Raw genomic sequence first — 13,474 nt, 5'->3', positions numbered from 1 at the left:
CCAGCATCGGCGGAAATATCTTCCAAGGCAATCCAAACACCGACTAAATGATTAGCAGGATGAACATAAAAAACTGCCATATCCTCGTGCAGCCCCTGCTCTGTACCGTGCAGGAAGTTGATGGAATATCTCGGTTCGCAGGATTTGCCAATAATTAAATTAACTAAATCTCTCAGATTTTGATTGTCAAAAATTGCTCGAGCAGCGGGGGAAATCTCATGAAAGGCATGGAGTCGCCAAATAGAATTAACTAAGGCTTTTCTTTGCTCCATATCTAGGGCTAAAACTTGCTCGTGACTCAAACTCGCCGGTAGATTTTCTGCTTGAATGCCTTCAATTCTTAACCCAGGGATAGCCGATTCTAGGAAAAATAAATCGGCTAATTCCGCTACTAAATTATTGATCGCCGTTGCGGGAATTAAATCTTTGACAACACAATAACCCAATTCTCGCCAATGGTCAAGGAGTTGATATTCTCGTTCGGAAATTCGCCGTTGTTGACGAGCTTTTTGCAGGGATTTTTCCGCTCGCGATCGATCTAACCAGGGTAATTCGGCAGTAGAATCGAAAGACCAGGGCAAATTTTTTAAGATATCGGCAATTTTAAGAATCATACTCAGTTCATCTTTTCCGAGCTACTTTCGGACTATATCTAATCTATAAGCGATCGATCTACCCTGTCAACAGATCTAAATTATCTGAAAAACCCCCTAGTGTTAATTAGGAGGTTACAGGGAAAAAATTAATCAGGGTTGATGGGATTAACTGGCGCTAACTTCAGCAGGATAAACGCTAACTTGACGGCGACTTTTATCCTTGTATTCAAACTTGACCACACCATCAATTAAAGCGAATAAAGTATCATCGCCACCACGACCAACATTTTTACCCGGGTGAACTTTAGTACCCCGTTGACGGATGAGAATATTTCCCGCTTTTACCACTTGACCACCGTAGCGCTTAACGCCTAGTCTCTGGGAACGAGAATCGCGTCCGTTGCGGGTACTACCCGTACCTTTCTTATGAGCCATAATTTCTCTCCAAATGCTTTTTTGATTGTAAAAGTTATTCTTCTTCGTCGCTACTATCTTCCACAACTTCAGCGCCAGAGGTAGCAGCAGTGGCGACTAGGGTTTTACCGTTATAATTGATTGAATCAATCATAAAACGGGTAATTTCTTGACGATGACCGCGTTTTTTGCGGGTTTTCTTTTTCGGGCGCATTTTATAGACAATAACTTTTTTGCCCCGACGATGTTGCATGACAGTCCCTTCGACGGTAGCCCCTTCGATAAAGGGCTGACCGATGCTAATATCATCCTCATCATGGATTAATAGCACTTTGTCGATGGTATGGGTACTTTGTTCATCGACGGGAAGAAGTTCAATATCGTAATAGCGACCGGGTTCCACCCGAATCTGTTTGCCACCGGTCTCAATAATCGCGTAACTCATAAATTTTCTGCGCTCGTTTTGCCGTACAGGTAGCTGAAAAAAATCCCAGCTTTTGTGCTAATGTCTTCACCTGATCCGAGCAGGAATTGACACAATTTACTATTGTCTAATATTCGGGGGGCGATTGTCAAGCTTTTTACCCACCGATTGGCTATATACTGAAAATAATCTTACGAAAAACTCAATTAAACCGTTATGGAACAGTGGGAAAGCAGAGGACACCTGTTAACCGAACAAATTAACCCAAACAGCCTAAATTTAGACCAATTAAACCCGCTCGAATTGGTGGATCTCTTCAATCGCGAGGATGCCCAAACCCTAAAAGCGATCGCCATGGCCCGGCAAGAATTGGCCCTGGCAATCTCCCTGACCGGTCAAGCTCTGGCTAAAGGTGGCAGACTCTTTTACATTGGAGCAGGAACCAGTGGCCGGCTGGGGGTTTTGGACGCGGCCGAATGTCCCCCCACCTTCTGCACTCCCCCGGAATTGGTACAGGGAATTATTGCCGGTGGAGCGGCGGCGCTGGTGCGTAGTTCCGAAGATTTGGAGGATAAAGCGGAAGATGGGGCGGCGATTATTGCCCAGCGAGAAATTCACGAATTAGACGTGGTAGTGGGGATTACCGCCGGGGGTACCACCCCCTACGTTCACGGGGCTTTACAGGCGGCAAAACAGCGAGGTGCGACGACGATTGCCATTAGTTGTGTCCCCGCCGAACAAGTGGAGATTCCTGTGGATGTGGATATCCGCTTATTGACCGGACCAGAACTTTTGGCCGGCTCCACGCGCCTGAAAGCGGGAACGGTGACGAAAATGGCTTTAAATATCCTTTCCACAGGGACAATGGTAATGTTAGGCAAGGTTTACGGCAACCAGATGGTCGATGTGGCTGTTACTAATCATAAACTCCATGACCGCGCCCTGCGGATTATCTGCCACCTTACCGATATTAGTCGCGAGGAAGCGGCAATTTTACTGGAAAAAAGTGGCCGCCGGGTTAAATTGGCTTTGTTAATGCAGAAAACGGGACTTTCGGCGGATGCAGGACAAGAATTGTTACAAAAACATCGGGGTCAATTACGGGCCGCTCTGCAAGCTTATAATCAAATTGATTGATAAAAACCTATTGATTTTGACTTTCCTATGGTTAATATTTCTTCGGAAATTGCTGCGATCGCTGTCATTTTCCTCGTCGCTGCTGGTATCTTGACTTGGAGTTTTTATCGGTCTAAACCCTACGGCCAACTGGGAATTTTAGCTTGGTTACAATCCTTGGTACTAATCGCTCCTTGGTTAATTTTTTTCGGGCTATTTGCGGCGGGAATTGAACTCAATCTAGCGGTAATTCTCTTTTTACTGGTTGCTTCCACAATTATCTATATTTATTTAGGCAAGCGTTTACGCTTACTGAAAACCAATCAGATAATTGAACCAAAAGTTAACCCAGCGGTTAGCCAGTCCGTTACTCCCCTAGAAACCCCGGCAGCGGTGACAGCAATTGTGCCGGATGTGATGCCAATTTCCGAACAGGATCTAAAAGTTATTCAGAGTATTTTTGGGATAGATACTTTTTTTGCCACCGAGACTATCTCTTTTCAGGAAGGGGCAATTTTTAAAGGCAATTTACGGGGAGAACCGGATCTAGTTCACTCGCGCTTAACCCAGAAATTAAGTAATCATTTTGGCGATAAATATCGTTTATTTTTGGTGGAAGGAACCGAGGAAAAACCGGTGGTAATTATCCTTCCCAAAACTAATGATCCTAGTCCTGCAACTCTTGCTCAAAAAAATCTCGCTTTAGTTTTGTTAGTGGCTACTATTGTCACCAGCTTAGAAGCAGCGGGAATTTTATTGGGTTTTGATTTGTTTAGTAATTGGCAGAGATATCGAGAAGCAATTCCCCTGAGTTTGGGTTTATGGTCGGTATTAATTGCCCACGAAATCGGTCATCTAATTATCGCTAAACGCCATAATGTTCGTCTCAGTTTACCCTATTTTCTTCCCACTTGGCAGATTGGTTCTTTTGGGGCGATTACTCGTTTTGAATCTTTATTACCTAACCGCAGTGTCCTATTTGATATAGCTTTCGCTGGTCCTGCTTTGGGAGGTTTGGTTTCTTTAATCTTGTTAATTGTTGGACTGACTTTATCTAATTCGGCCAGCCTTTTTCAAATCCCTAGTAACTTTTTCCAAAGTTCAATTTTAGTGAGTTTTTTAGCGCGGATAGTTTTGGGCGACGAGTTACAAAATGCCGTTATCTCCGTGCATCCTTTAACTGTTATCGGTTGGTTAGGATTGGTGATTACTGCCCTTAATTTACTGCCCGCCGGACAGTTAGATGGTGGCAGAATTGTTCAGGCTATTTATGGTCGCAAAATTGCCCGCCGTACCACTGTGGCCACTTTGGTTATTCTGGGCATTATTTCCTTAGTTAATTCTAGCAATCCGATTCCTCTTTATTGGACAATTTTAGTCGCTTTTTTACAAAGAGAGTTGGAAAGACCTAGTTTAAACGAGTTAACCGAACCCGATGACACCCGCGCTGGTTGGGGTTTATTACTGCTCTTTTTAATGTTAGCGACTCTGATTCCTTTAAGCCCTAGTTTAGCGGGACGGTTAGGCATCGGTGGCTAAATACTTCCCCGAAATTCTTGCCATTGATTGCCGTCAAAAAAAAAGCTTGACAAAAATTCAAGTCTTGACTTATAATTTTATTATAATGGGAATCCGTGTCCGCCTACAGACTCCTGATTTTTCCGTAAGATATAGCCCCCAGCATTTAGCCCTGAAGATTTGACTTTTGGAGTTGCTCAAAATGTCTAACGAAACTGTCACTTATTCCCTAGAAGCTGTCCTGACAAGGATTGAGGGGAAAATCGACTCTCTGGAAAAACGCCTTGACGAGAAAATCGACTCTCTGGAAAAACGTATTGACGAGAGATTTGACAAGATAGAAGACCGGTTAACTAAAGTAGAAATAGGACAGGCCGAACTCAAGGGAGAAATCAAAGCTTTGGATGAACGAGTAAGCACAAAAATCGAGGGATTAACTGCAAGGGTTGCCTATCAGGAATTCACCAATCGAGGGATTCTGATAGCATTGGTAGTCGCTATTTTAGGAGGTGCAGCTAAACTTTTTGGTTTTTTCCCTAATCCTTAGAAGTTGCCGGTAGCCGTACCTAGTAGATAGGCTCTTCCCAAAAATTTTTCGCTCATTACCCCGATCATCCGTTAGAATAGATTCAGAATTCAAGGATAAAATCTCATCTATGAATCCCGTTGTTTTGGTGCATGGTTTTCTGGACACTACTGCTGTTTTTAAACCGATGAGCGAGTATTTAAACTATCATGGTTGGCAGGTGCATAGTTTTAACCTAATTCCCAATCATGGTTACAAAAAGTTAGAAGTTTTAGCCAGTCAGGTGGAGAATTATATCGAGAAAAACTTTGCTAAAGAGCAGAAAGTAGATCTGATTGGGTTTAGTATGGGAGGATTAATTACTCGCTACTACCTGCAAAGATTGGGAGGAGTGGCAAGAGTGCAACGTTACCTAAATATTTCTGCTCCGAATCGAGGCACTTTAACCGCGTATAGTTTACCCTTAGATGGGATTAGACAAATGCAGCCGGGGAGTCAATTTCTAGAGGATTTAAATAAAGATTGTCAACAAATTTTAAATAAAATTAAAACCACAATTATCTGGACTCCCTACGATTTAATGATATTTCCTGCCCATAGTTCCCGTTTATCGGTGGGCAAAGAAATTTCCATTCCTGTATTGCTTCATGCTTGGATGGTCAAAGATAGCAAAGTTTTAACAACAATTAAAGAGACTTTATTAGAATAGAAATACTGGTTCTCTCCAATACCAGAACAAAGTCAAAATATCACCAACAAAAAAGTTAATTATCATCAAAAAAGCTTGACTTATGGTTATAATTGTGCTAATTCAAAAATAAAACCCATCAGCGGCGGACTTCGGGATTTGTATCATTAGAAGATTATTAAACCTCTAGGTTTACTCACTTAAATTAGCAGTTTCTAGCCATTTTTTACCCATTTCAATGGGAATACCGAGGGGAGGACAGAGAATTTTAATTAATTCAATTCCTCCCGTGATTAAAATGCTTCTTAGGCGAGAATTTTTCTGGATTTCTGCGTCAACTTGTGCGACAAAAGTTTGTTTTTCAACTTCGGTATTAGTGGGATAAGTTTGGGTGAGTTGGCTGATAAGTTGTTGGATTTCTTGAGCGGCTTCGGCTAAATTTTGGGGTGTGGCGTAATTATGTTGAACGGCTTTTTGATCTCCTTGCACCGTATCGGCAAAGTTAGCAATATTTGCTCCACGAAGGTCATATTTAGGAGTTTCTGACATAGGATTAAAAGATTGAAGATTACTGATGATAATTAGGGTTTGCGGCAAAAAGTACGGGCGAAGCATTCGGATAGAAAATCTCTGGTTTCACCGATAGGTTATTGCCCGAATGCTTCGCCCCTACAGGACGCGGGCCGATGAAGACGCAAGGTTTTGAAGCACGATTCTCTCAAAATCTTGCACCTGTTTCGCAAGAAAAGCCACAAAACCCCTATCTTGCCTACATTTCACATTTATTCAGCAAGCCCTAATTATAGCATCCATAATGGCAAAACTGAGAACATTTCTCTGAATGAAAGCGATACGTCGAATTCAAGTCCCCCTTTTCAAGGGGGATTTAGGGGGATCAAAATAAGGATTGAGCGGCTTTAATCCGAATACTTGGGTTCTTGTCTGTGAATAGTCTTTTGGCAAGAGTTCTGATAATTAAATCGAGGGATTCTGTACTCAATTTCATATCAGTTTACTGCATAACGAGAGCCAATTTTACCGAGGGCATCAACAGCACTGAAACGAACGCTATCATCTTCATCGGAACAAACATTTACTAGATAAGGAATAACATCTTCTAGTCCAATTTCACCTAAAGCAATTGTGGCTGTGACACGAACTTTTACTTCCGTATCTTGTAGGGATTGAATGAGATAGGATATTGCTTTTTCACTACCAATTTTTCCGAGAGATTCCGCCGTGATTATCCGAATATCGGGATTAGTATCAGATAAGCAGGAAGCTAGATAAGGAATTGCGGATTCATTGCCAATTTCTCCTAAAGCTCGAATCAGATTTATGCGAACATTAAGATCATTTTCTCCTATTAAATGGGATACTAAGGTGTCGGCAAGGCTGCTATTGCCAATTTTGCTCAAGGCTTCGGCAGCTTTAGCGCGGATCTGGGGGAGAGAATCGTTGAGTTTATTCAATAAAGTATTGATGGCGATTTGGGTGTTATTAAGTTGCTGAACCATGTTATTTTTTCTCTGGGTTATTGTTATTAGGTTGCTGGGGATAATTCTGTTGGCTTCCTTGCACATTATGAGCTAAATTGCTAATGATAGCTCCTCTTAAATCATAGGTAATAGATGAGGTTTCAGAGGTTGGGGATTGAGTGGAGTAAGAAATAGATTCAGGGAGGGGGTGATAGTATTTAAGTTTGTTTTGAATTGTGTCTAGTGCTTTTCTAGCTTGAGAGAGAGTATCGCCATTATTTAATGTGACAAAATCAGGATTTTTTAGGCATTTGATAAGTTCAGTCATCGCCGCTTCTGAGCCAATATTACCCAAAGCCTCGGCTGCGGACATACGAACATCGCTATCAGAGTCTTCTAAAGCCTTGAGTAACCCCGGAATGGTTGTTTCTGAGCCAATGTTACCCAAAGCGAAGGCTGCGGACATACGAACATGGCTATCAGAGTCTTCTAAAGCCTTGAGTAACCCCGGAATAGCTGTTTCTGAGCCAATATTACCCAAAGCCTCGGCTGCGTTCCAACGAACATAATCATCAGAGTGTTCTAAAGCCTTGAGTAACCCCGGAATGGCTGTTTCTGTGCCAATCTTACCCAAAGCCTCGACTGCGTTCCAACGAACATAATCATCAGAGTGTTCTAAAGCCTTGAGTAACTCTGGAATGGTTGTTTCCGAGCCAATCTTACCTAAAGCCTCGGCTGCGTTACTACGAACATCCTCATTAGAGTCTTCTAAAGCCTTGAGTATCCCCAGAATGGCTGTTTCCGAGCCAATTTTACCCAAAGCCTCGGCTGCATCACTACGAAGATACTCATCAGAGTCTTCTAAAGCCTTGAGTAACCCCGGAATCGCTGTTTCTGAGCCAATCTTACCCAAAGCGAAGGCTGCGTTCCAACGAACATCATCATTAGAGTCTTCTAAAGCCTTGAGTAACCCCGCAATGGCTGTTTCTGTGCCAATCTTACCCAAAGCCTCGGCTGCGTACCAACGAACATCGCTATCAGAGTCTTCTAAAGCCTTGAGTAACCCCGGAATGGCTGTTTCTGTGCCAATCTTACCCAAAGCCTCGGCTGCGTACCAACGAACATCATCATTAGAGTCTTCTAAAGCCTTGAGTAAATCCGGAATAGCCGCTCCCGAGCCAATATTACCCAAAGCGAAGGCTGCTTTCCCACGAACATTGTTATCAGAGTCTTCTAAAGCCTTGAGTAATCCCGGAATGGCTGTTTCTGAGCCAATTTTACCCAAAGCGAAGGCTGCCTTCCCACGAACAAACCTATCAGAGTCTTCTAAAGCCTTGAGTAATCCCGGAATCGCTGTTTCTGAGCCAATATTACCCAAAGCCTCGGCTGCGTTCCAACGAACATTCCAATCAGAGTCTTTTAAAGCCTTGAGTAATCCCGGAATGGCTGTTTCTGAGCCAATCTTACCCAAAGCGAAGGCTGCGTTCCTACGAACATTCCAATCAGAGTCTTCTAAAGCCTTGAGTAACCCCGGAATCGCTGTTTCTGTGCCAATCTTACCCAAAGCCTTGACTGCGTTGCTACGAACATCATCATCAGAGTGTTCTAAAGCCTTGAGTAACTCTGGAATGGTTGTTTCTGTGCCAATTTTACCCAAAGCCTCGACTGCCTTCCCACGAACATCTTTATCAGAGTCTTCTAAAGCCTTGAGTAACTCCGGAATGGCTGTTTCCGAGCCAATATTACCCAAAGCCTCGACTGCCTTCCTACGAACATACCTATTAGAGTCTTCTAAAGCCTTGAGTAACTCCGGAATGGCTGTTTCCGAGCCAATATTACCCAAAGCGAAGGCTGCGGACATACGAACATAATAATCAGAGTCTTCTAAAGCCTTGAGTAACTCCGGAATGGCTGTTTCCGAGCCAATATTACCCAAAGCGAAGGCTACGTACCCACGAACATGATTATTAGAGTCTTCTAAAGCCTTGAGTAACCCCGCAATGGCTGTTTCCGAGCCAATTTTACCCAAAGCCTCGGCTACGTACCCACGAACATGATTATCAGAGTCTTCTAAAGCTTGGTTTAACTCATTAACAACTTGATTAGACTTTGTTAATCCCAATAACTCCACCTTAAACCGTTTCGGTACATCCAACCCAAGCACTAACCCCACTGTCTGCTTTTGAAACTTAAAGTTGACTTCTCCTGCTAACCTCGCTCCTAATTTTAAATCAATCTCTAACCCTAATTTAACCACCTGTTTTGCTTGGGTTTCATCATCCAATAACCCCAGCAGCAACGCCATAGGTTCCGTCCATTTGAGATAATTCAAATAGTCCCACTGTAACTGCTCATCACTGAGATTGCGTAACTTTTTCTTTAATTCCTCAGCCGTGTAATACTCTTGAATCAGTTGATGGCGAAAAGCAATTTTATCATTACCTTCTAGGTGAATTAGATGATATTTCAGTAAATCCTTTAACCACTGCTTACTGTAATATTCTGGGAATCCTTTATTTTTGATAAATTTGCTTAATTCTTCCTCTGCTTCTGTTCGGGAAATAGCCACCTGAATCTCGGTTTTTGACTCCCCTTGGGTCATTTTCCAAGCTAACACTTGCAGCAATTCTCGCCACCAATCCCGCGATTCTTGGTAAGTAGGAACATCTGCTTTTAATTTCTTGTCATAAATTCCTGTAAAAATCTGGAAAACTAAGCCTAAATTAGCAGGAATTTTGTTCTGATTATTATCAAAAACTGAACAAAGCATCCACAAAAGCAGAGGAGTCTGGCCAAATTCCTTGAGACGATTTCCCAACTGTTTAAGCATTTCTTCGCCTTTTTCAGGCAAATAGGCCTTGACAAAATCCCGCATCTGTGGTTCAGTCAGGGGGAGCATTTCCAGCTTTTTTTCAATGTTTAAGTCGTCGCTGCCTAAATCCCTTGTGGTGAAAATCATCGAAATTTCTGCATACTGCTGGCGAAAGTTTTTTAAATCTCGTCGTGCAGTATCTGAGGGCAATTCATTGATACCATCAAATAATAATAATGGTCTAAAATTATGATTTTCTAACAGCCAACTTTCTAGGGTATTACTATCAATAATTAATTTATGGCGTTTCAGGAATTGTAAAATTAAATCAAGAATTGAGGTTTCATACAAGCGTAATTCGATGAGAATGGGAATTTGAATGATTTTAGCCTGATTTTGTTGATTTAGGCGCAAGCTTTGGGCCTCTACGGATTCTTCTAATAATAATCTGGCTAAAGCGGTCGATTTTCCTGAACCGGGACGACCTTTTAAAAGAACATGAACGTGATTAGCGGCATACTTGCGTAAACCATCTAAAACTGTGAATCTTTCGGTTTTTTCTGGTCTTTCTGCTCTTTCTTGTGGGTTTTCTGGTTCTTTTTCAATCGTCTGCACCCATAAATCCCTTAGCAAAGGTGCAGTTTTCGACGAGCGTGTTTTTCCCTCTACGTCCGTGAGGGTGTAAAATGTCTCCCACTGGGCGTACTTTTCCGAGATTGATTCGAGATAGGGAGTCCAGTCAATCATTGATGCTGTCTGTTAGTTCGAGAAGGAACCCGGATTAACGCTTTTAATACCTTCAATTATAAGCAATATAGTGGGACTAGCTCTGAAAAATTGGCAACGGAATCGATTGGCGGCCAGATTCTCTCGTTAGAAATGTCCACAACCCCCCGCCATTAGGTGTAGGATGTGTTACGCGCTTTGCTAACACATAAAAAACTTTTTCTGTTGGTGCGTTACGGCAATATTTAGGGTCTGCTGAAAAAGTACGGGCGAAGCATTCGGATAGAAAATCTCTGGTTTCAGCGATAGGTTATTGTCCGAATGCTTCGCCCCTACAGGAGGCAATTGCCGATAAGGTTATCTTATTTTTGTTTTCCTAATTGTTGGGTTTTCTAAAAAGTTGAAAAAGTACGGGCGAAGCATTCGGATAGAAAATTTCTGGTTTCAGCGATAGGTTATTGTCCGAATGCTTCGCCCCTACAGGAGGCAATTGCCGATAAGGTTATCCTATTTTTGTTTTCCTAATTGTTGGGCTTTATAAAAAGTTTCTAAACTGTCACTATCCCCGACAAAACGCCAGTGCCAAGGTTCATAACTAATACCCTGGGGATTATTTTCAGGGAAAGATAACTCGAAACTATACTGGGCAGCGTTATTTTGCAACCAACGAAAAGCGGCAGTATTAGCAAAACTAAGATTTAAATTCGTTGCGGGAGCGCGACCATCGCCAATATCGATCGCATAACCGGTATGATGTTCGCTGTAACCCGGAGGTGCGCTCACTTCTGCTCGTTTGCGGGTTTCCTGATTGCGTTGTTTTTTAACTTCAAAAAAGAGCTTTTCTTGGGTTGCTTTCGATCGAAATGCGGAAATCGGCATTAAAATCACCCCCGACCTCCTCGCGTCACTCTGCATCTGGATAAAAGCCTTGGCTGCCGGTTTCCTTAAACGCATAGCACCATCCCCAGTAATGGGGGCTAATTCCGTCTCTGGGGCCTCTTGATAGGGTAAATGACCTAAAATGTTCTCAATGGGGCTAGGAGTGGCTTTAATGGGGGGTGATGGGTTAATAACCGGTTTTTTTACGGAAGCAGGGGGACGATTCAAGACTGCTATGGCAATTAGGCCGGTTCCCACCAGAGCAAGTAAACCGCTTGCGATCGCTATGAGACCATTAGGATTAGTAGTTTTTCTGTACTGGCTGTCCCGCAAAGCTTCGGGAATATCATCGATCGGTTTCACGGTTCACTTACCCTCCTGCACGATAATTACATTATTCCCCGGCCACTCCATCTTGACGAGCAGCGTGTTGAACGGCGGCGGCCACAGCCGTAACTACACGACTATCAAAAACCGAGGGAATAATATTCTCTCGATTGAGATTAGCAGGAGTGATCAAAGAAGCGATCGCTTTGGCCGCTTCCAGATACATATTATCGGTGATTGCCCTAGCGCGACAGTCCAAGGCCCCGCGAAATAATCCGGGGAAAGCGAGAACATTATTAATCTGATTGGGATAATCGCTGCGTCCGGTAGCCACCACGGCCACTAAATCATTGATTAATTCCGGTTGAATTTCGGGAATCGGATTAGCCATGGCAAAGACGATCGCATTTTTAGCCATTCCCTTGACCATTTCGGGAGTCAATACCCCCGGTGCGCTCACTCCCAAGAAGACATCAGCACCTTTGAGAGCATCCCCTAGCTTACCACTGGCAGCCACGGCCCAAGCTTGTTTTTCTGGGGTTAAATCGTCCCGGTTTTGGGAGAGGATACCAAGGGAATCACAGAGGGTTATATCTGTAGCTCCTGCGGTTTTAAAGAGAGTAGCGATGGCGATTCCCGCTGCACCTGCACCATTAATGACGATTTTGGCTGTATCAAGCGATTTTTTGACCAATTTGAGGGCATTAATCAGGGCAGCCAGGGAAACGATCGCTGTACCATGTTGATCATCGTGGAAAACGGGAATATTTAATTCCGCTCGCAGACGTTTCTCAATTTCAAAACAGCGGGGAGCGCCGATATCCTCTAGGTTAATACCCCCAAAAACCGGAGCGATTCTTTTGACGGTTGCGATGATTTCTTCGGGGTCTTGGGTGGCTAAACAGATGGGAAAAGCATCAATTCCGGCGAATTCCTTGAATAACATCGCTTTCCCTTCCATTACCGGCAAGGCAGCCTCTGGCCCGAGATTTCCTAATCCTAAGACCGCGCTACCATCGGTCACTACAGCGACGGTGTTACCCTTGATGGTCAATGAGTACACTTGTTCGGGTTGGTGGGCAATAGCGGTGCAGATGCGACCAACTCCGGGGGTGTAGGCCATGGCCAGGTCATCTTGGGAGGTGAGGGGAATACGACTTTCAATGGAGATTTTACCCCGACGATGGAGGTCGAAGGTGCGATCGGAAACTTTCAGGAGTTTAACATCTGGTAGCGCTTTAACCGCAGCGATAATCTGTTCCGCTTGGTCGGTACTAGCGGCATCAACCATCACCTCGCGGGTGCTAATCTTTAAATTGCGTTCGATTAGAGAAATTTGCCCTAAATTCCCCCCCACATCGGCGATCGCATTGAGGACAGAAGCGAAGGTTCCCGCTTGATTGGGGATTTCTATCTTGAGACTTAAACTATAGCTAGGATTGGGCGTTAAATGAACCATGCTGAAGGCTTCCAATACTGATAAATATTGATTATCTTCTATCTGTGGGGGACTTTGGTATCTAATCGTGCAGTTTCTGTAGCTATTATGATCTCTGTGGTCATAATACCGGTGAAACCGAGTGAGTCAAACTAGATTCTTTTTAAAAGGTGTGGGGTGTGGGGTGTGGGGAGAAGGTAGGAAGGCTGCATCTCAACATTTGCAAAAATACCGACAATCAGCAATTATCAGTCACTCTCAAGTGCGTACAAATGTATTAATAACTGCCTGTAAGCAGCCCACCGAAAAGCTAATGCGCTCCGGGGTTTGGGGGCGGCGCCACGCCCCCAACGGGGGTTTGGGTAGGGTTGATTCATGAATCAACCCTACTATGAATCAACCCTAGGGGTTTGGGGGGTTCTACCCCCCAAAAGCTTGGATTGAGCGATAAAATCGGAAGTAAAGCCCAATTTTAAAAGAGAGTTTTCCCTTAAAAATCCCAACTTAGTAGATTGACAAAAATGAGATGCAC

General features: G+C 43.5%; 12 protein-coding genes. 4 read left to right on the top strand and 8 right to left on the bottom strand.

The window, feature by feature from the left end:
* From O9324_RS14770 to rplU, 3 genes are all read right to left on the bottom strand, one after another.
* Positions 1-614, bottom strand: a 614-nt coding sequence (locus tag O9324_RS14770) for a phytanoyl-CoA dioxygenase family protein (RefSeq protein ID WP_288140567.1), incomplete at its 3' end; no start/stop codon positions are given.
* 147 nt (positions 615-761) lie between these two features.
* On the bottom strand, positions 762-1,031 hold the full coding sequence (gene rpmA / locus O9324_RS14765; protein WP_002744094.1) for a 50S ribosomal protein L27: 270 nt from the start codon (positions 1,029-1,031) through the stop codon (positions 762-764).
* Between the two features lie 34 nt (positions 1,032-1,065).
* Positions 1,066-1,455 carry a 50S ribosomal protein L21 gene (rplU, locus tag O9324_RS14760; protein WP_002785944.1) on the bottom strand — a complete coding sequence of 130 codons (390 nt, stop codon included), beginning with the start codon at positions 1,453-1,455 and terminating at the stop codon, positions 1,066-1,068.
* 195 nt (positions 1,456-1,650) lie between these two features.
* Here rplU and murQ point away from each other — a divergent pair, with 195 nt between their 5' ends.
* From murQ to O9324_RS14740, 4 genes are all read left to right on the top strand, one after another.
* Positions 1,651-2,571, top strand: coding sequence for an N-acetylmuramic acid 6-phosphate etherase (murQ, locus tag O9324_RS14755; RefSeq protein WP_288140566.1), 921 nt, complete (start codon positions 1,651-1,653; stop codon positions 2,569-2,571).
* Positions 2,572-2,598: 27 nt separating this feature from the next.
* Complete coding sequence (locus tag O9324_RS14750) at positions 2,599-4,089, top strand: site-2 protease family protein (protein WP_288140565.1); 1,491 nt, start codon at positions 2,599-2,601, stop codon at positions 4,087-4,089.
* 181 nt (positions 4,090-4,270) lie between these two features.
* Positions 4,271-4,615, top strand: a complete 345-nt coding sequence (locus O9324_RS14745; RefSeq protein WP_193956374.1) for a DUF4164 family protein — start codon at positions 4,271-4,273, stop codon at positions 4,613-4,615.
* 109 nt (positions 4,616-4,724) lie between these two features.
* The gene (locus tag O9324_RS14740) at positions 4,725-5,303 is read left to right on the top strand and encodes an esterase/lipase family protein (protein WP_288140564.1); all 579 of its coding nucleotides are present in this window, start codon (positions 4,725-4,727) and stop codon (positions 5,301-5,303) included.
* A 171-nt stretch (positions 5,304-5,474) separates the two neighbouring features.
* Here O9324_RS14740 and O9324_RS14735 read toward each other — a convergent pair whose 3' ends face one another.
* From O9324_RS14735 to O9324_RS14715, 5 genes are all read right to left on the bottom strand, one after another.
* On the bottom strand, positions 5,475-5,831 hold the full coding sequence (locus tag O9324_RS14735) for a hypothetical protein (protein WP_288140563.1): 357 nt from the start codon (positions 5,829-5,831) through the stop codon (positions 5,475-5,477).
* 458 nt (positions 5,832-6,289) lie between these two features.
* Positions 6,290-6,799: a HEAT repeat domain-containing protein gene (locus O9324_RS14730; protein WP_288140562.1), complete on the bottom strand. Its 510-nt coding sequence runs from the start codon at positions 6,797-6,799 to the stop codon at positions 6,290-6,292.
* A 1-nt stretch (position 6,800) separates the two neighbouring features.
* On the bottom strand, positions 6,801-10,319 hold the full coding sequence (locus tag O9324_RS14725) for a HEAT repeat domain-containing protein (protein ID WP_288140561.1): 3,519 nt from the start codon (positions 10,317-10,319) through the stop codon (positions 6,801-6,803).
* Between the two features lie 486 nt (positions 10,320-10,805).
* Complete coding sequence (locus tag O9324_RS14720; protein ID WP_288140560.1) at positions 10,806-11,540, bottom strand: M15 family metallopeptidase; 735 nt, start codon at positions 11,538-11,540, stop codon at positions 10,806-10,808.
* A 31-nt stretch (positions 11,541-11,571) separates the two neighbouring features.
* Positions 11,572-12,963: an NAD-dependent malic enzyme gene (locus tag O9324_RS14715; protein WP_288140559.1), complete on the bottom strand. Its 1,392-nt coding sequence runs from the start codon at positions 12,961-12,963 to the stop codon at positions 11,572-11,574.
* Positions 12,964-13,474: the final 511 nt, after the last annotated feature.

It is taken from the genome of Microcystis sp. LE19-84.1B, from assembly GCF_027531875.1.
Taxonomy (GTDB): Bacteria; Cyanobacteriota; Cyanobacteriia; order Cyanobacteriales; family Microcystaceae; genus Microcystis; species Microcystis panniformis.
The sequence above is the reverse complement of the archived record's forward strand: the minus strand, read 5'-3'. Positions and strand labels throughout refer to the sequence as shown.